The sequence below is a fragment of the Streptomyces winkii genome (genome assembly GCF_032248595.1).
In the GTDB taxonomy this organism is placed as follows: domain Bacteria; phylum Actinomycetota; class Actinomycetes; order Streptomycetales; family Streptomycetaceae; genus Streptomyces; species Streptomyces winkii.
On sequence record NZ_JASTTH010000012.1, the window covers coordinates 104,992 to 123,359 of the forward strand.

The following is an 18,368-nucleotide window of genomic DNA, read 5'->3' on the forward strand; positions in this document are numbered from 1 at the left end:
CTTTTTCCGCATCGAATCTACCCACGGGCGGTGAGGTACCTGCCCGGGGCGGGTGCCTACCCGACAGCGCCGAGGCCCACGCTCGCATTCCGGATGGGCTGCTGCGAAGGAGTGGCACGGGACACACACGGGGTGGCGCGAATGCGTCGACGCGGTGGGGCGTACGGACACGAGCCCCGCGAGGCGGGGCGTGCGCGGGGGTGCGCAGGCGACCGGCGGGCGATGCGGGCAGGGCCGACCGGGGAGGGCGTGGGTCAGAGCTGGACGTCGCCGTCGTCGAGGCCGCCCTCGTCCTCGTCCTCGTCCTCGCGCTCGACAAGGACCGGCGAGCCGTGGTGCGACCACACCTTCCAACGGCCGCCCCCGTCACGGCGGAAGACGTTCGTGGCGACGACGAGCCCGCCGACGAGCGGGCCGGCGGAGCCGTCGTCCTCGGCGGGGCCGCCGCTGAGGATGTTCTCGGTGCAGCTCACCAGGGCGGTGTCGCCGTGTACCGAGACCTCGACGTCGGTGAGGAAGAACTGCACGTAGTCCGTGTTGGCCATGATCAGGGCGTAGGAGCGCAGCACCTCCTCCCGGCCGGTGAGCACCGGCCAGCCGGGGTGCACGACGCTGATGCCGTCGTCCATCCACAGCTCTTGCAGGGCGTCCAGGTCGGCGTGCTCCACGGCGTCGTACAGGGCCGTGTTGGCGGCTTCGACCGCCTCGATGTCCGTACGGGCGCCCCGGCTCACCCGTGCCGCCCCGCACGGTCGGTGCCCGGGGTCTCTTCCGTGCTGCCCGCAGTACTGCCCGTACTGCCCGTACTGCCCGTACTGCCCGGGCTCGCGCTGATCGGTGGGCCGCCGGGGTCTTCGGCGTCCGGGTCCTGGCCTTGCGCGGCGCTCTCGACGGCCTGTACGACGCGGACGGCGTCCGCGCTCGCCCGTACCTCGTGCACGCGCACCGCCCACGCGCCCTCGCGGGCGGCCAGGGCGGAGACGGCGGCCGTGGCGGCGTCCCGCTCGCGGGCAGGCGGCACCGGCGCACCGTCGGTGCTGGCGAGCACGCGGCCGAGGAACCGCTTGCGGGAGGCGGCCACCAGCAGCGGGCGGCCCAACTCCTCGCGCAGCCGCCGGAGTTCGGCCACCAGGCGCAGATCGTGCTCGGCCTGCTTGGCGAAGCCCAGTCCCGGGTCGGCCACGATCCGGTCCGGGGAGACGCCGCCGTCCACCGCGCGGTCGAGGCTCGCGCGCAGCTCCGTGACGACCTCAGCGATCACGTCGGCGTAGACGGCGCGGTTGTTCATGTCGATGGACTGGCCGCGCCAGTGCATGACCACGAAGGGCACCTCGGCGGAGGCCACCATCGAAACCATGCGGGGGTCCGCGAGGCCGCCGCTGACGTCGTTGACGAGGACCGCGCCCGCCTCCAGGGCCCGCTCGGCGACGGAGGCCCGCATGGTGTCGACGCTGACGAGCACATCCTCGGAGACCAGGCGCCGTACGACCGGGAGCACCCGGCGCAGCTCCTCGTCCTCGTCGACGCGGGGAGCGCCCGGACGCGTCGACTCGCCGCCGACGTCGACCAGGTCGGCGCCCTCGGTGACCAGATCGAGGCCGCGCTTCACGGCGGATTCGATGTCGAACCACTTGCCGCCGTCGGAGAAGGAGTCCGGAGTGACGTTGACCACCCCCATCACGGCACAGCGGTTCCAGTCCGGGAGTCCGGTGACGCGGCCACGCGATGGGTTCATGGCTCCAGCGTAGGGCGAGCCTCCGCTCGAAGGGCGACGGGTGGGGCGACGGGGAGTCCGGCGGCGCGCCAGGCCTGGAAGCCGCCGTCGAGGTCCGTGGCCCGGTGCAGGCCCAGGGCCTGGAGCGAACGGGCGGCCAGGCTGGAGGCGTAGCCCTCGTTGCACACCACGACGACCGGCAGGTCGGGACCGGTGGCCTCGGGGGAGCGGTGGGGGCACGTCGGGTCGAGACGCCACTCCAGCTCGTTGCGCTCGACGATCAGCGCGCCGGGGATCGTGCCGTCGCGCTCGCGCAGCGCGGCGTAACGGATGTCCACCAGCAGCGCGCCCTCGTCGCGCTGGGCGCGTGCGGCGTCCTCGGCGGTGAGGCGGGCGAGGCCCGAGCGGGCCGACTCCAGCAGGGAGTCGACGCGGCTCGGGCTCTCGCCGTCGTACGCGGGCGCTTTGGGGACCTCCGTCATTCCCACTCACCCGGGCGCTCGACCTGCTCCAGGCGCAGCAGTCCGCCCGTGCGGCTGTAGCGGCGCATGAGCGGCAGCGGCGGGTAGTAGGCGTGCACGGAGACCGCGTGCTCCTCCTCGGTCTCGTTGAGGACCTGGTGCACGTGGTGCGGGCCGAAGGCGCGGCCGCTGCCGGCGGGAAGCTGCCGCTCGCGGTCCACGCCGTCCGCGAGCTCCAGGGTCTTCCACCCTTCGGTGGGGAGCCGGGCGGCGAGGGACTGCTCGGTGAGCCGGCCGCCGGCGGTCGCGAGTGCGCCGTACGAGCCGCCGTGGTCGTGCCAGCCCGTGCCGGTGCCGGGGGGCCAGCCGATGATCCAGGCCTCGCTGCCGCCGGGGCCGTTGAGCCGGAGCCAGGTGCGGCCCTCGGGGTCGAGGGGGAGGGAGGCGATGAGCTCGGCGTCGGCGGCGGTCCTGCGTACGAAGTCGAGGAGCTCCGCCTCGGTGGGCGCCGGCGCCTTGCCGGGCGCGGGCGCGGACGCCGCTTCCGGAGCGGAACCAGAATCGGACACAGCTGTTGCGGGGGATGCGGATGACACGGAGAACCGTCCTGAGTGTGATCGAGGGCGGCGCGCTCACCAAGAGCGCGCCGAATGGCCTGACTTGATCAGCAGGACGGACGACACAGGCAGCCCACGTAGCGGAGCAGATCCAGGTGGACCCTCCGCCAGGGGTGCAACTCGGTGCCGTTCATGCGGTGGAGTGAAGCACGAGACCTTGTGCCGGTCAACTTGCGTCCGCAGGCCGGGACGAGGGCCCTAGTGAGGGTCCCGGGACGGGTGCCGATGCGGGTCCCCCGGTACGGTCCCGATGCTGGTCGGGCCGGACGGTCCCGTGCCGGACCGCAGCGGGTCGCGACGGGTTGTGCAACCGGTCTCGCGCGGGCGCGCGTGCCTCGTCACGCGTCGGCGACCGTCTCCAGCTCCACTTCGTCGCGGCTCACGTCGCGTTCGTCGGCGTCGATCGAGCGCCGCAGCGCCTCGTGGAGGCTGCCGGGCGTCAGTACGCCGACGAAGCGGTCCGCGTCGTCCAGTACCGCGATCCACCCCGCGTCGTGCTGGAGCATGCTGCTGAACGCCTGCTTCAGAGGCGAGCCGAGCGGCAGCCACGCCTCCATGCGGCGGGCGTGGTCCGCGACGGTCGCCGGTGCGCTCTTCTCGGCCTCCTTGACGCCCTGCGTGACGGTGGCGCCGGTGCCCTCGCCGGTGGAGCCGTCGGTGCCGCTGCCGGCTCCGAGCGCGTCGGCGGCGAGCCATCCGTGCAGTTCGTCCGCGTCGTCCAGCACCACGGCCCAGCGCGCGCCCTGGCTGCGCATGCGGGCACGGGCCTTGTCGATCGGGTCGTCGAGGTGCACGACCGGCGGCTCCTCCAGGTCGCCGCGCTCGATCGGGGTGACCGAGAGCCGCTTCAGACCGCGGTCGGCGCCCACGAAGTCTGCGACGTACGGCGTGGCCGGTGCGCCCAGCACCTTCGCCGGGGGGTCGAACTGCTCGATGCGGCCGTCCCCGTACACCGCGATGCGGTCGCCGAGCCGCACGGCCTCCTCGATGTCGTGCGTGACGAAGAGCACCGTCTTGTGGAGCGTGGACTGGAGCTTCAGGAACTCGTTCTGGAGGTGTTCGCGGACCACCGGGTCGACGGCGCCGAACGGCTCGTCCATGAGCAGCACCGGCGGGTCCGCGGCGAGCGCGCGGGCGACGCCGACGCGCTGGCGCTGGCCGCCGCTGAGCTGGTCCGGGTAGCGGTCGCCGTAGCGGGCGGGGTCCAGGCCCACCAGTTCCAGCAGTTCGGCCGCGCGCTTGCGGCGGTCGGCCTTCGACCAGCCCAGCAGGAAGGGGACGGTGGCGGTGTTGTCGAGCACCGTCTTGTGCGGGAAGAGACCGACCTGCTGGATGACGTAGCCGATGCGGCGGCGCAGTTCGACGGGGTCGACCGCGGAGATGTCCTCGCCGTCGAGCAGGATCCGTCCGGACGTCGGCTCGATGAGCTTGTTGACCATCTTCATCGTCGTCGTCTTGCCGCAGCCGGACGGGCCGACGAGGGTGACGAGTTCGCCCCGCGCCACCTCCAGCGACAGCTCGTGCACGGCCGTGGTGCCGTCCGGGTAGCGCTTTGTGACGTTCTCGAAGCGGATCATCGGTCTCATTCTCGTCGCTCGGCTCGGGCGCCGCCGTCGTGGGCGCCGGATCTGGTCTGCGCTGGTCTGCGCGCTCTGCGCTGCCTTTGTCCGTGCGTCTGCTCTGTGTGCCGTCGTCTCCGACGGCATTCTTCCGTTGGCCGGATGAAGTCTGTGTTGCAGGAGTGTGGCAGTTCGGGGCCGCTGTCGGTAGCGGACTGTAAGGTCTCCCGGCATGCTTACGGCGCACTGGACGCGCCGTGTGACGGAAGTGCCCGGCGTGACCGGGCCGCGGCAGGCGCAGCGAGCGGAGCCAGCGGGCTGAGGGGGTGAGCGGATTGCACGGGGTCGAGCACGTGGCGGCCTGGGCCGGAGGCGTGGCCGGCGGAGCGGCGAGGGCCGGAGGCGACTGCCTCTCCGCGAACGACTGGATCTGCGCCAAGTACGTGAGTACGCGCGGGCAGGAGCTGACGGACGCCACCGTGGAGCACGTCTGGATCACCGCCGCGTCGGTGCTCCTCGCGCTCCTGGTCGCCTTCCCCCTGGCGCTCGCCGCGCGCCGCTGGCAGCGCGCCCACGGGCCCGTGCTCGGGCTGACCACGGTGCTCTACACGGTGCCGTCCCTGGCGATGTACGCGCTGCTGCTCCCGCTCTTCGGGGTCGGTGCGGCGGTGGTGGTGACGGGGCTCGTGCTCTACTCGCTGACCGTGCTCGTGCGGAACATCCTGGCCGGTCTCGAATCGGTGCCGGAGGAGGCCCGTGAGGCGGCGCGCGGCATGGGCTACGGCCCGTACCGGCTGCTCTTCGGCGTCGAACTTCCGCTCGCACTGCCCGCGTTGATGGCGGGGGTGCGCATCGCGACGGTCTCGGCGGTGGCGCTGACGACGGTCGGGGCGATCGTCGGGTTCGGCGGTCTCGGCAACCTCATCTACGACGGCATGGACAGCTTCTTCAGGGCGCAGGTGCTGACGGCGTCGGTGATCTGCGTTCTGCTCGCGGTGGTGGCCGACGTGCTGCTGCTCGGGTTGCAGCGGGTGCTCACGCCGTGGGCCCGTACGCGAGGGCGCGGCCGGGGCACGGGGCGCTCGCACTCTGGGGGTGCGGACGCGGCGGACGGCGCGGACGGTCCGGGCAGCGGCGTCCGCGGGGTGCCCGAGCCGGCCGGCAAGGGGGCGTGACGGTGGACTTCTTCGTGGACGCGCTCGCGTGGCTGAGCACGGGCGCCAACTGGGCCGGCGGCGACGGCGTGACGCACCGGCTCGTCCAGCACCTCTATCTGACGGTGGTCTGTCTCGGTGTCGCGTGCGCCGTGGCGCTGCCCGTCGCGCTGTGGCTCGGGCACGTGGGCCGCGGTGGGGCGCTCGCGGTGAACATCTCCAACGCGGGCCGTGCGGTGCCCACTTTCGCGGTGCTCGTACTGCTGACGCTGAGCCCGCTGGGCAAGCAGGGCGACCTGCCGACGATCATCGCGCTGGTGCTCTTCGCGATCCCGCCGCTGCTGACCAACGCCTACGTAGGCGTGCGCGAGGCCGATCGCGACGTGGTGGAGGCGGCACGCGGAATGGGCATGTCCGGACGGCAGTTGCTGGCCCGTGTCGAAGTGCCGCTCGCCTTCCCGCTGATCATGACGGGAGTGAGATCGGCCGCCGTACAGGTCGTGGCGACCGCGACCCTGGCCGCGCTGCCGGGCGGCGGCGGGCTCGGCCGGATCATCACCGCCGGCTTCGGAACGTACGACACTCCGCAGGTCGTCGCGGGCGCGGCGCTCGTCGCGCTGCTCGCGCTGCTGGTGGAGGGGGTGCTCGTAGTGGCCCAGCGGCTGCTCGACCCCATGCGCGGCCGCGGCGGCAGTGGACTGCCGCAGGGCGCGAGACCCGGAAGGCCGGGAAGGCCGGGAAGGCCCGGAGGTTCCGGCAAGTCCGGGGACCCGGAGCCCGGTTCGCATACCCCTTCGACGGCCCCGGGCTTCGATGAAAAGGTGATTCCCGCGCAGCCGACGTCCTGACCGCAGACACACGAACACACCCTGGCCTGGGGTTCCGATGCCTCGGGTGCCCCCCATAACGCGTACACCCGTACCCCCGACGAACGGTGGACATCATGAACGAGGCAGCAGACCGGAACCCGCGCAGGGCACGCGCCCTGCTCGCGGCGGGCGCCGCCGCCGTACTGGCCGCGTCGCTCACCGCGTGCGGCGGCGACAGCCTGGAGAAGGAGGGCGGCGGATCCGCGGACGGCGGCTCCAAGGGCGAACTCGTGGTCGGCTCGGCCGGGTTCACCGAGTCGCAGGTGATGGCGGAGCTCTACTCGAAACTGCTGACGAAGGCCGGCTACAGCACCTCGATCAGCAAGCTGAAGAACCGCGAGCTGTACGAACCGGCCCTGGAGAAGGGCGAGATCGACGTCGTACCGGAGTACGCGGCGACGCTCGCCGAGTTCCTCAACGCGAAGGAGAAGGGGCCCAAGGCGAAGCCCGTGGCCTCCAACGACGTCGACGAGACGGTCGCCGCGCTGGAGAAGCTCGCGAAGCCCCGCGGCCTGGAGGTGCTGCCCGCCGGCAAGGCCGTCGACCAGAACGCGTTCGCCGTCACCGAGGACTTCGCGAAGAAGCACAAGCTCAAGACCCTCTCGGATCTCGGGAAGTCGGGCGAGAAGGTCAAGCTCGCGGCGAGCGACGAGTGCGAGGAGCGGCCCTTCTGCCGTCCCGGTCTGGAGAAGACGTACGACATCGACGTCACCGGCATCGACCCCAAGGGCGTCGGTACGACCCAGGCGAAGGAGGCCGTGAAGGACGGCACCGACCAGTTGGTGCTGACGACCACGACCGACGCCACTCTGGAGGACTTCGGGCTGGTGCTCCTGGAGGACGACAAGGGACTCCAGAACGCCGACAACGTGCTGCCCGTCGTCAACGCGAAGAAGGCGGGCGGCGAGAAGGTCTCCGCGGCGCTGGACAAGCTGACGAAGGTGCTCACGACCGAGGACCTGGCGGACCTCAACAGGAAGGTGGACGCCGAGCGGCAGAAGCCGAAGGACGTCGCCGAGGAGTATCTCAAGTCCAAGGACCTGCTGTGAGGGTCTAGGAAGTCTTGACGGGCCGGGAGCGGCCGGAGGGGCCGGAGCCTGCTCCGAACGTCCAGGAGCCCGCGTCGAGGCGTCTTACGGGACCGTCCGTGAGGCGTCTCGGCCCGGCCCGGCCGATCGTGGTCCGGGGTCCGGTTCGCGGTCCGGTCAGAGGCCGGTTCGGAGGCCCGGTTCGAGTCGTGGTCCGGGTCCCCCTCGGGGGCTCTTCGGCGGGTCCCGAACGGGGCGTTCCGGGACGGCCGGTGAGGCGTCGCAGAGCGGTCTCGGGGCCGGCGGGCGCGGTCTTTCGGAGGGAGGAATTCCAGAAGCGGACAGCGGCGGCGAAAGAGGACAGCCCCGGGTTGTGGCGGCGTAACAATGACCCTTGTCCGGTGCCTGATCGCAGTCTCGCAAGGTACATTCCAGGCCATGCCTCGTGGACGTCATCGCCATTCGCAGCCACTGCACCGGGTGCTCGGCCCGGTAACCGTCGCGGTGGCCGCGCTGCTCTGCGCGGGAGGCGCCTGGCTGTTCGGTGAAGCCGGTGTCGGTGACACGGACACGGTGCTGCTTCGCGTCTGTTCGGCCGGTGCTGCCGCAGCTGCCGTGGCCGGCGCCGTACTGCTGAGGGTCTGGGACCGCGCAGCGGGCAAACGGGTCGGCGAGTTGAAGGCCAAGCAGGCGAGTACGGAGTGGCGCTCGGAGGAGCGGCAGGCCGAGCTGGAGAGCGAGCTCGAAGAGGCCCGCCAGGCGCGCGAGAAGACCCGGGGCAGGCTGCGGGACAAGCGCTCCGAACTTGCGCGGCTGCGCAGCGAACACGCGGCTCTGCTCCGCCGTTACGCACACGCCGAGACGGAGCGGGCGAGCGCCCTGGAGGGGCGGCGCCAGCTGGAGCTCGAGTCCGGCGAGCCGACGAAGGCGCTGACCGTGTCGGCCACGGACCACCGTCATCCGTCGGGTGCGCCGACCCCGTTGACGTATCTCCAGGCGAACGAGGCGCTGCGCAACCTCAGCAGGAACGTCGCGCGGAAGCAGGAACGGGAAGAGCAGGAGCGCGAAGAGGCCCGGCAGGAGGCGCTCCGCAAGGAGCGCGAGGTGCGCGAACGCGAGCGTGAGCGCGAGCGGGAGGCCGCGCGGCAGGCGGCGCCGGAGCCGGCGCGGCCGGCTCTCGAGGAGCGACGGCCCGCCGAACCGGAGACCGGCAAGTTCGACTTCTTCGGCACCGGGAGCATGGGCAAGCCGAAGCGGCGTGCGAAGAGGCCGCCGGTTCCGCAGGGCGCATCGGCGTCGTCCGTACCGACGAGGGCACGCGAACCGCGCGAGGCGTCCGAGCTGTTCGAGCGGCGCGAGGACCGTGAGGCGCGCCAGGCGCGTGAAGCACGCGAGGAGCGTGGGGAACTCGGGGAGCACGGCACGGCGGAGGAGACCCGCGAGACCACGGAGGCGCGCGAGCCGGGTGCGGCGGAATCCACGCTGAACGGCCGCGCCACGCAGGCCGAACCGGACCGTGCGGGCGCGCAGCCCGGCACGAACGGTACGAACGGTACGAGTGATGCGGGCGGGGCGAGCGGCGCGGGTGGCACCGGCGGCGCGAAGGGACCGGGCTCGCAGTACGCCCCCGGGTACGGCTCCCTCAGCCCGCAGGCTTCGCCGCCCGCGGGTCGGGACTCGGCGAAGGAGCCGGAGAAGGCGCCTGCCGCGGACGGGCCCAAGGGCTCGGAGAAGCCCGAGGACGAGAAGAAGCCGGACGGCGAGAAGCAGTCGAAGGACGGCGAGAAGCCGAAGGACCAGGAGAAGCCGAACGAGCCCGTGGCGAAGGCGGGTTCCGGAGTCTCCTCTTCACGGATGCCTTCCGGGCGCGACGTTCCGGAGGCCCGTTCCGGCTCGACGACCGCCGAGGTGCCGAGCCGTTCCGGCAGACATGCCAGGCGTGACGACCCTGCGGGCGGGGAGTCCGCCGGGTCGTCGTCCGGGAGCGGTGCCGTGGACGCCAAGCGTGCCGGTACCGGCACGGACTCCAAGTCCCCTGTGAGCGAGGCCCGTTCGGAGCCCGGCAAGGAGCCGTCGACGGACTCCGCCAAGGACTCCACGAAGGCCGAGGCGTCGGCACCGGCTAAGAAGCCCGAACCGTCCGGCAAGCCCGAGCAGTCCGCCTCCGGCTCCAAGCCGGAACCCGACGCCAAGCAGGAGCCGGAGCCCGAGAAGAAGGCCGGACCGTCCGCCGAACGGAAGCCCGGGGCGCGGGAGTCGGAGCCGAAGCCGGAGTCAAAGACCGAGCCGGACGCGAAGCCCCAGCCGGACTCAAAGCCGCAATCGGAGACGAAGTCCGAGCCGGAGACGAAGACCGAGCCGGACTCAAAGTCCGAGACGAAGACCGAGGCAGAGACGAAGCCGGACACGCAGACCGAACCGGACACGAAGGCCCAGTCGGACACCAAGGCCGAGTCGGACACGAAGGCCGAGCCCTCCGCCAAGTCCGGGGAGGCCGCCGAGCCGGAGTCCGGGAAGAACTCGGAGCCGGAGTCCGGGTCGGGCCCGGGGGCGAACTCCCGGCACTCCGCGCCCAAGCCGCGGACGTCGCCGGGCTCCAAGCCGCGGTCCGACACCGGCGTGCGCAACGCCGGCTGACGGGCCGCGGGGCCGGGCCCGCGCTTCTTCGTACTCCGTCCCCGTCCCCCGTACTGCCGTGTGCCGTAGTGCCGGAGGCCGTCCAGCACCCGCGTGCCGTGCGCTACTTGTCGATGTCGCCGACCACGAAGAAGAACGACCCCAGGATGGCCACCATGTCGGCGACCAGCGTCCCCGGCAGCAGTTCCGTCAGCGCCTGGATGTTGTTGAACGAGGCCGAGCGGAGCTTGAGCCGGTACGGGGTCTTCTCGCCCTTGGAGACGAGGTAGTAGCCGTTGAGCCCGAGGGGGTTCTCGGTCCACGCGTACGTCGCGCCCTCCGGCGCCTTGAGCACCTTCGGCAGCCGCTGGTTGACGGGCCCGGGCGGCAGTTGGGCGAGCCGGTCGAGGCAGGCGTCGGCCAGGTCGAGGGAGTTGTGCACCTGCTCCAGCAGCACCTCGAAGCGGGCGAGACAGTCGCCCTCGGTCCGTGTGACGACCCTGAGGGTGTCCTGGAGATCCCCGTACGCCAGATACGGCTCGTCGCGGCGGAGGTCGAAGTCGACGCCGGAGGCGCGGGCGATGGGGCCGCTGACCCCGTACGCGTGCACGGTCGCCTGATCGAGGACGCCCACGCCGCGCGTACGGCCGCGGAAGATCTCGTTGCCCGTGACCAGCCGGTCGAAGGTGTCCATTCGTGACCGTACGTCCGAGACGGCCTGCCTCGCCCGGCCCTGCCAGCCCGCGGGGAGATCTTCCTTGAGGCCTCCGACGCGGTTGAACATGTAGTGCATCCGGCCGCCGGAGATCTCCTCCATCACGTGCTGGAGCTCCTCGCGTTCGCGGAACGCGTGGAAGACGGGCGTGATGCCGCCGAGTTCGAGCGGATAGGAGCCGAGGAACATCAAGTGGTTGAGCACGCGGTTGAGTTCGGCGAGCAGCGTCCGCGTCCACACGGCGCGCTCGGGGACCTCCATGCCGAGCATGCGCTCGACGGCGAGCACGACTCCGAGTTCGTTGGAGAACGCGGACAGCCAGTCGTGGCGGTTGGCGAGGACGATGATCTGCCGGTAGTCGCGGGCCTCGAAGAGCTTCTCCGCACCCCGGTGCATATAGCCCACGACGGGCTCCACCTGGCTGATCAGCTCGCCGTCGAGGACGAGCCGCAGCCGCAGCACGCCGTGCGTGGAGGGGTGCTGGGGGCCGATGTTGAGCACCATGTCGGAGCTCTCCGCGGCGCCGCCGATGCCGACCGTGGTCTGCTCACCGGGGCCGCCCGGTGCGACGGGGGAGCCGTCCGTCATCGTCCGCTGACTCATGGGCTCAGTCTCGCACCCGTTCCCGCGGGGGCGTCCGGCGGCGGTGGATGCCGGGACCGCGGCGACTGCGATGACTCTCGCCGAGCCCGCCCGGAGGCGCGTGACCGGCCGTAGGGTGGCGGCATGACGACGGGGACGGGCAGGTCCGACGCGGAGAAGGGGCGGGGAGCCGAGGCCGGAGCCCACTCGGAGGCCGCGTCCTCAGAGGCGGCGACCGGAGCCGAGACCGGAGCCGAGACCGGAGCCGGGGCCTTCGCAGAGCGCCCGGACGCGGAGCGGCCGGAGCCGCAGACCGCGCCGGAAGCCGCGCCGGAGAACGAGCCCGAGCGCTGGAACGGCGTCGAGCGCTCGCTGCTGGGCATGCGCCGCCTTGTGCTGCTCTGCACGCTGCTGCCGCTCGCCGCCGCGACGGCCGTGGTCCTCTGGCTGACCGCGGGCCCGGCGTGGGCCGCCTTCGCCCTGCTGCCGCTCGCCGCGGCGGCCTGGGGCTGGGGTGCGCTGGAGCGCAACTGGCGCTCGTGGCGGTATGCCGAGCGCGCCGACGACCTGCTCATCAGCCGCGGGGTGCTCTGGCGCGAACTGACGGTCGTGCCGTACGGACGCATGCAGCTCGTCGAGGTCACTTCGGGGCCGCTGGAGCGGCGTTACGGGCTCGCGCGGGTCCAGCTGCACACGGCCGCGGCGACGACCGACGCCGAGATCCCCGGGCTCGCACCGGACGAGGCGGAGCGTCTGCGCGACAGGCTCACGGAGCTCGGCGGCGCGAGGTCGGCAGGGCTGTGAGCGAGGTGCGCGGGAGTACGGAGGACGACGGGACGGCGGCGGGCCCCGGCCCCGGCTCCGGGCCGGTCGCGAGCGGGCCGGCCGCGACCGGCCCGGCGCCGGCCGCCGGAAAGGAACGGGCGAGCGCCGGGCCCGAAGCCCGGCCCGGAACTCCCGGGGCGGCGCCCGGTGGCCCGTCTCCCGCCCGGAGCGAGGGCAAGCGGCTGCACCCCGTCACGCCGTGGCGGCGAGCGTGGGCGCCCGTCGCCGGGCTGGTCGCCTTCTCCGTGCACGACTTCGAGCGCACCCGGGAGTGGTTCACACATCTCACGACCGGCTGGCTGCTCGCAGCCTTCGGGGTGCTGCTGCCGGTGGCGGCCGCGTACGGCTTCTTCTCCTGGTGGTTCACGAGCTACCTCGTCACCGACACCGAGCTGCGCATCCGCACCGGCCTGGTCTTCCGGCGTACCGCGCACATACGGCTCGACCGGGTTCAGGCCGTCGATGTGAGCAGGCCGCTGCTCGCCCGCGTCGCCGGGGTCGCCAAGCTCAAGCTGGACGTCGTCGGCACCGAGGCCAAGGACGAACTGGCCTTCCTCGGCGAGCGCGAGGCCGTCGCCCTCCGCGCCGAACTCCTCGCCCGAGCCGCGGGCATCGCCCCCGAGGCCGCACCGGAGGCGGGTGAGGCTCCGGCCCGCGAGCTGCTGCGCGTGGACATGCGCACGCTCGTCACGGGGCTCCTGCTGATGGGCACGGGCTGGGGCGCGCTGCTCGCGACCCTCCTCGTCCCCGCCGTCGTCTACCTCGCGAGCGACAGCATCCTGGGCGCCCTCGCGGCCCTCGTGCCCGCCCTGGGCGGAGTCTGGGCGAGCACGGGCGGGCGCTTCCTCAAGGAGTACGACTGGACGGTGGCCGAGTCGCCCGACGGCCTGCGCCTCGACCACGGCCTGCTGGACCGCGACCACGCCACCGTTCCGCCGGGACGTGTGCAGTCCGTGCGGATCAGCGAACCGCTGCTGTGGCGCCGCCGCGGCTGGGTGCGCGTCGAGCTGGAGATCGCGGGCGCGGGGAAGGACAAGGGCGGGGTGCTGATCCCGGTCGCCCCCCGGGCCGAGGCGGCCGGCGTCCTCGCGCGCATACTGCCCGGCACCGATCTCGCCGCGGCGGCGGACGTGGCCGCTCCCGTACCGCGCCGGGCACGCTGGTGCGTGCCGGTGCTGTGGCGCGGTTACGGGTACGGGTCGACCGCCGCCGTGTTCGTCACCCGCAGCGGACTGGTCGCACGCCGCGTCACGCTCGTACCGCACGCCAAGGTTCAGAGCGTGCGCCTCTCGCAGGGGCCGTGGCAGCGCAGGATGCGCCTGGCCGACGTCGCCGTCGACCACGGGGCGAACGGCTGGACCGCGGCCCGGCTGCGCGACGCCGAGGAGGCGCGGGCTCTGGTGCACGCTCAGGCGGAGCGCTCGCGTACGGGGCGCCGGGAGGCGCGTCCGGAGCGCTGGATGACGGGCGGTGGAGCGGAGCCCGGCGACGCGGCCGCCGGCGGCTCGCAGACCCCGCCCTCCGCGTGACGAGCGCCGGTCAGGCGAAGGGTGACGGGACGTCGCCGACGGGCTGGACGAGCCAGCTGAAGGCGCCCAGCCCTGCGGTGCCGGTCAGTTCGGCGGCTTCGGTGGCGGTGGCCAACTGCCGTACGTAGGCGGGCGGATCGCTTGAAGCGAGTGAGAGCGGGGGGCGGGTGCCGTCGGTCCCCAGGCTGTGGAGGGCGTCGCGCTGGGAGCGCACGGTCGGGGGCGCGGCCCCCGCGGCCCCTGCCGCCTCCGCGGCGGCCCGCGCACCCGCCGCCGCGCACGCGTCGATCGCGACGTGCGCTGTGAGGTCGCGGCTGCCGTCCGGTACGGGAGGCACCTCGCGGCCGTCGAGAAAGCCGGTGAGCGTGCCGAAGAGCGGGCGGTCCTCGCGGAAGTGCGCGTAGTCGACGGCTACGGCGAGACCGCGTGTGAGGGTCCGTACGGCTGCGGCCCACGCCTCGTCGCGGGGCCGTCCGATCTCGGCGCGCAGCCCCGGCTCCGGGCCGTCGTCCTCACGAAGGACGCCGGGGTCCCCGCGGCCGGGGCCGTCGCCGGGCCCCTCCTTGCGCGCGAGCGGCCACCAGCGCTCCAGCCACTCGGCGTCCGCGCCGTGCACGGGAGGGCCGAGCCGCTCGGCACCGTCCGACGCCCGTACGAGCACGGTGCGGGGCGTTCCGTCCGGGCCGGTCTCGGCGACGTCGAGGGGCACGTTGTCGAGCCATTCGTTCGCGAAGAGCAGGCCCGTCCGCTCCGCCGGATCGGGCAGCCGGTGCGACCAGACGATGCGCTCGTCCAGGCCCTCGGGCCTCGGCGCGTGCTCCACCGCGTACGGGCGCACGCGGGTCGCGACGTCCTCGGGCAGCGCCTTCAGTACGCCGCCGAGCAGCTCGCCCCGGCCCGCGCCCACGTCCACCATGGCGAGCCGCTCCGGATGACCGAGGGCGTCGTCGACGTGCCGCAGCAGGCGCGCTACCGCGACCGCGAAGAGCGGCGAGGCGTGCACGGACGTACGGAAGTGGGCCGCGGGCGCCTCGCGCAGAAAGAAGCCGCCGCCGGAGCCGTCCTCCAGCTTGGCCGCACCAGCAGCCCCGTCCGCTCCCGCCACCCCGTACAACGCACGCTCAGCGGCCGTCCGCCATGGCAGCCATGGGCCGTCGGCCTCGGTGTCCGGTGTCTCCACGCGGGCCACGTTAGGCGAGCGGTGCGGACGGACTTCCTCCACCTTGCGGAGTATGCGGGCGCTCAGGGATCGGCCCGCGGGCTGACCCCGGCACGTGCGCGCCCTGAATACGCTGGGTTATGTGAACCGCATTTACGATTTCATCCGCCGGCATCCCACCTGGGTGGACAGCTGGTGGGCTGTCCTGCTGCTGATGATGTCGGCGGTGTGGCTCGTCTCCAGCGTGCAGAGCGATCAGTCGGGGCTGCCGCAGGGGCCCGAGGAGCAGATAGCCGCGGTCCCCATCGTGCTGGCGATGTGCACGGTGGTGGCCCTGCGCCGCAAGGTGCCGGAGAAGATGCTCGTCCTTGCCACGGGCACGGGCGTGGCCCAGGTCGTCACGCACGTCGACATAGGGCCCAGCAACTTCGCCATGCTGGTGATCGTCTTCACCGTTGCCTCCCGCAACATCCGCTGGGCGTCGCGGTTCGCCCTCTGCGGCGCGCTCCTCGCGCCGACCATCGCCGCGCTGCGCTGGCCGAACGAGAACCAGAGCCCCGCCGGTGCGATCCTCGGCGACGTCTTCATGACCGTGACGTTCGTCCTCGCCTGGGTGCTGGGCGACTCGCTGCGCACCCGCCGTGCGTACTACGCACAGCTCGAAGAGCGTGCCACCCGCCTGGAGAAGGAGCGCGAGGCACAGACGAAGATCGCCTCCGCGGCCGAACGGGCACGCATAGCCCGGGAGTTGCACGACGTCGTCGCGCACAACGTCTCGGTGATGGTCGTGCAGGCCGACGGCGCCGCCTACGTCCTGGACTCCGCGCCCGACCAGGCCAAGCAGGCCCTGGAGACCATCTCCGGCACGGGCCGCCAGGCGCTCGCCGAGATGCGCCGGCTGCTCGGTGTGCTGCGCACCGGCGAGGGCGCCGCCGTCGGCGCCGTGGGTGGCGGCGACGGCCGCAGCGGCAGGGACGGCATCGGCGAGTATCTGCCGCAGCCCGGCGTCGAGCAGCTCTCGGAGCTGATAGAGCAGGTCAGGGGCGCCGGGCTCGCGGTGCAGTTCACGGTGGAGGGGACTCCGCGGCCACTGCCCAGCAGCGTCGAACTCACCGCGTACCGCGTGGTGCAGGAGGCGCTGACCAACACCCGCAAGCACGGCGGCCCGGAGGTCGGCGCGACCGTCCGGCTGCGCTACGACGCCGACGAGCTGTCGCTGCTCGCCGAGGACGACGGGCGGGGCGCGGAGCGCGCCCTGTACGAGGACGGCGGCACCGACGGCCTCGGCCACGGGCTCATCGGAATGCGCGAACGCGTCGGCATGGTCGGCGGCAGCCTGGAGACCGGCCCGCGGCCCGGCGGCGGCTTCCGGATCAGCGCCGTCCTGCCGTTGAAGGCCGCCCACTGATGCGCGTCGCCGGCCGAGCCACCCGGGCCGTCGAGCCCGCGTCTGCCTGGAAGGGGCCCCGATGACGATCCGCGTGATGCTCGTCGACGACCAGGTGCTGCTGCGCACGGGATTCCGGATGGTGCTCGCGGCGCAGGACGACATGGAGGTCGTCGCCGAGGCGGGGGACGGCGCCGAGGCCGTCGCACAGCTGCGTTCGACGGCGGTGGACGTCGTGCTGATGGACGTACGGATGCCGAACGTCGACGGCGTGGAGGCCACGCGCCGCATCTGCTCCGGCGGCGAGGGCGGCGCCGGTTCGCCGAAGGTGCTGATCCTCACGACCTTCGACCTCGACGAGTACGCCTTCTCCGCGCTGAAGGCCGGTGCCAGCGGGTTCATGCTCAAGGACGTGCCCCCCGGCGACCTGCTCGCCGCGATACGCGCCGTGCACAGCGGGGACGCCGTGGTCGCGCCGAGCACCACGCGCCGCCTCATCGACCGCTTCTCGACGGTGCTTCCCGCGACCACGCCGGAGCCCCTCTCGCGCGGCCTGGAGCGGCTGACCGAGCGCGAGCGCGAGGTGCTGACGCTCGTCGCGCAGGGGCTCTCGAACGGCGAGATCGCCGCGGAACTCGTGCTCTCCGAGGCGACGGTGAAGACCCACGTGGGCCGCATCCTCGCGAAGCTCGAACTGCGCGACCGCGTGCAGGCGGTAGTCCTCGCGTACGAGACGCGGCTGGTGCGCGCCGGCGGCGGCCCCGGAACCGGGACCGGTACGGGAAGCGGCACCGGCGGCCCTTCGCGCTAGCGCTCCGCCCGCTACCGCGGGGAGTTCAGGAAGCCGAGGAAGCCCGCGACCGCCTCCCGTACGTCCTCCGCGGACCACGACAGCCCCGGCGCGGAGACCGTCACCTCGTGCATCGACAGCCCGGGCGGCGCGCCCGGGGGCTCGGACCAGCGCCTGAAGAGCAGCGTCCCCGTCTCGTCCGCCTGCCGCGCGCCCGCCTCGGTCAACTCCCGCGCGCCGTACGGCAGCCAGACCTGGAACTGGTGCGTGTGCGGTGCGCGCGGCCACACCGTCCACCACGGCACGTCCGACTGCGCCAGCGCCTCCCGCAGCGCCTCCGCGACGACCCTCGCGTGCGCCACGTACCCGGGCAGGCGCGGCAGTTCGCGCTCAAGCCCCACCAGCGCGGCCAGCGCGGCGGGCCACTGCTGGAAGGGCAGACCCCCGTAGCGGTGACGCCATGCCGCCGCCTCCTGGACGACCGGCTCCGGCCCGGCGAGGGCGGCTCCGGAGAGACCGCCGAGCGACTTGTAGAAGCTCACGTACACGGTGTCGGCGAGCGAGGCGATCTCGGGCAGGGAGCGGCCGAAGTGCGTGGTGCACTCCCAGAGTCGGGCGCCGTCGACGTGCACGACGGCCTCGCGGTCGCGCGCCGCGGCCACGGTCTCCGTCAGCTCGTCCCAAAACGGCAGCACGAACCCGGCCTCGCGCAGCGGCAGTTCGAGCGCGAGGGTGCCGAACGGCTCGGACAAGTCCCGTACTTCACGGGCGGTCGGGAGCCTCGGCGCGTCCGTCGGGTGGACCACGCGCAGACCGGCGAGCTGCCGCAGCGCGTCGCGCTCCCAGCGCACCGGGTGCGCCATCGGATGTACGGCGACGGTGTCGTTGCCCGTGCGCCCGGCCCAGCAGCGCAGGGCCGTCTGCTGGGCCATCGTGCCTGTGGGGAAGAAGGCGGCCGCCTCCGTGCCGAGGGCGGCGGCCGTGCGGCGCTCCAGCTCGCCGAGGATGCCGTCCTCGTTGCCGTACTGGTCGGTCCAGTCGGTGAGTTCGTACGCCCCGGCGCCCTCCTCGGCCAGCCGCGCCAGCCGCTCCCCGATGGGCTCGCGGCCGGGGATCTCCGCGAGCCTGCGCTCGGCACCGGCCCACGCGCGCAGCAGCCGCGCGCGCTCGTCCTGCTCCGACTCGGTCATGCCCGGCATCCTCGCGCGGCGGCGGCGCGTGCCGCCAGGCCGCCTTGCCGCCTTGCCGCCTTGCCGCCGGGCGAGGATGCCGGGCGGACCCGGCCCGGTCCTCCTCCCCAGCTCCTCCCCGCGTGCGGCACGAACCCGGTGTGAAGCATGGACCTCGCGCACCGTCGCGCTGC

16 protein-coding genes are annotated in these 18,368 nt (G+C 73.1%); 8 read left to right on the forward strand and 8 right to left on the reverse strand.

Going from position 1 to position 18,368, the window contains the following annotated elements; genetic code table 11:
* Window positions 1-254: 254 nt before the first annotated feature.
* From QQM67_RS29535 to QQM67_RS29555, 5 genes are all read right to left on the reverse strand, one after another.
* On the reverse strand, window positions 255-734 hold the full coding sequence (locus tag QQM67_RS29535) for a nuclear transport factor 2 family protein (RefSeq protein WP_314178278.1): 480 nt from the start codon (window positions 732-734) through the stop codon (window positions 255-257).
* Window positions 731-1,735: a dihydropteroate synthase gene (folP, locus tag QQM67_RS29540; protein ID WP_314178280.1), complete on the reverse strand. Its 1,005-nt coding sequence runs from the start codon at window positions 1,733-1,735 to the stop codon at window positions 731-733. The genes QQM67_RS29535 and folP overlap by 4 nt, the downstream gene beginning before the upstream one ends.
* Window positions 1,732-2,196: a rhodanese-like domain-containing protein gene (locus tag QQM67_RS29545; protein WP_314178282.1), complete on the reverse strand. Its 465-nt coding sequence runs from the start codon at window positions 2,194-2,196 to the stop codon at window positions 1,732-1,734. The genes folP and QQM67_RS29545 overlap by 4 nt, the downstream gene beginning before the upstream one ends.
* Complete coding sequence (locus QQM67_RS29550) at window positions 2,193-2,771, reverse strand: cupin domain-containing protein (protein ID WP_314178284.1); 579 nt, start codon at window positions 2,769-2,771, stop codon at window positions 2,193-2,195. Before QQM67_RS29550 ends, QQM67_RS29545 begins: the two co-directional genes overlap by 4 nt.
* Window positions 2,772-3,130: 359 nt before the next feature.
* Window positions 3,131-4,369 (reverse strand): ABC transporter ATP-binding protein, encoded by a 1,239-nt coding sequence (locus QQM67_RS29555; protein WP_314178286.1) that lies wholly within the window; start codon window positions 4,367-4,369, stop codon window positions 3,131-3,133.
* 356 nt (window positions 4,370-4,725) lie between these two features.
* On the opposite strand from QQM67_RS29555, the gene QQM67_RS29560 reads away from it, so the two are divergent.
* The 4 genes from QQM67_RS29560 (at window position 4,726) to QQM67_RS29575 (ending at window position 10,039) form a co-directional block, all read left to right on the forward strand.
* Window positions 4,726-5,526, forward strand: coding sequence for an ABC transporter permease (locus QQM67_RS29560; RefSeq protein WP_314178379.1), 801 nt, complete (start codon window positions 4,726-4,728; stop codon window positions 5,524-5,526).
* A 2-nt stretch (window positions 5,527-5,528) separates the two neighbouring features.
* Window positions 5,529-6,353, forward strand: a complete 825-nt coding sequence (locus QQM67_RS29565) for an ABC transporter permease (RefSeq protein WP_314178288.1) — start codon at window positions 5,529-5,531, stop codon at window positions 6,351-6,353.
* A gap of 95 nt (window positions 6,354-6,448) precedes the next feature.
* Window positions 6,449-7,423, forward strand: a complete 975-nt coding sequence (locus QQM67_RS29570) for an ABC transporter substrate-binding protein (RefSeq protein WP_314178290.1) — start codon at window positions 6,449-6,451, stop codon at window positions 7,421-7,423.
* Window positions 7,424-7,840: 417 nt separating this feature from the next.
* Complete coding sequence (locus QQM67_RS29575) at window positions 7,841-10,039, forward strand: hypothetical protein (RefSeq protein WP_314178292.1); 2,199 nt, start codon at window positions 7,841-7,843, stop codon at window positions 10,037-10,039.
* A 103-nt stretch (window positions 10,040-10,142) separates the two neighbouring features.
* Here the strand turns inward: QQM67_RS29575 and QQM67_RS29580 are convergent, their stop codons facing one another.
* Window positions 10,143-11,336, reverse strand: a complete 1,194-nt coding sequence (locus tag QQM67_RS29580) for an NADH-quinone oxidoreductase subunit D (RefSeq protein ID WP_314178294.1) — start codon at window positions 11,334-11,336, stop codon at window positions 10,143-10,145.
* Between the two features lie 360 nt (window positions 11,337-11,696).
* Here QQM67_RS29580 and QQM67_RS29585 point away from each other — a divergent pair, with 360 nt between their 5' ends.
* Window positions 11,697-12,119 (forward strand): PH domain-containing protein, encoded by a 423-nt coding sequence (locus QQM67_RS29585; protein ID WP_314178381.1) that lies wholly within the window; start codon window positions 11,697-11,699, stop codon window positions 12,117-12,119.
* Window positions 12,120-12,124: 5 nt separating this feature from the next.
* Window positions 12,125-13,669: a PH domain-containing protein gene (locus QQM67_RS29590; protein WP_399067921.1), complete on the forward strand. Its 1,545-nt coding sequence runs from the start codon at window positions 12,125-12,127 to the stop codon at window positions 13,667-13,669.
* Between the two features lie 10 nt (window positions 13,670-13,679).
* Here QQM67_RS29590 and QQM67_RS29595 read toward each other — a convergent pair whose 3' ends face one another.
* Complete coding sequence (locus QQM67_RS29595; RefSeq protein ID WP_314178297.1) at window positions 13,680-14,849, reverse strand: SAM-dependent methyltransferase; 1,170 nt, start codon at window positions 14,847-14,849, stop codon at window positions 13,680-13,682.
* A gap of 121 nt (window positions 14,850-14,970) precedes the next feature.
* Between QQM67_RS29595 and QQM67_RS29600 the strand changes: the two genes are divergently transcribed.
* Both QQM67_RS29600 and QQM67_RS29605 read left to right on the forward strand, forming a co-directional pair.
* The gene (locus tag QQM67_RS29600; RefSeq protein WP_314178298.1) at window positions 14,971-16,236 is read left to right on the forward strand and encodes a sensor histidine kinase; all 1,266 of its coding nucleotides are present in this window, start codon (window positions 14,971-14,973) and stop codon (window positions 16,234-16,236) included.
* A 61-nt stretch (window positions 16,237-16,297) separates the two neighbouring features.
* Window positions 16,298-17,026, forward strand: a complete 729-nt coding sequence (locus tag QQM67_RS29605) for a response regulator transcription factor (RefSeq protein ID WP_314178299.1) — start codon at window positions 16,298-16,300, stop codon at window positions 17,024-17,026.
* A gap of 11 nt (window positions 17,027-17,037) precedes the next feature.
* Here the strand turns inward: QQM67_RS29605 and QQM67_RS29610 are convergent, their stop codons facing one another.
* Window positions 17,038-18,195 (reverse strand): threonine aldolase family protein, encoded by a 1,158-nt coding sequence (locus QQM67_RS29610; protein WP_314178301.1) that lies wholly within the window; start codon window positions 18,193-18,195, stop codon window positions 17,038-17,040.
* Window positions 18,196-18,368 lie beyond the last annotated feature (173 nt).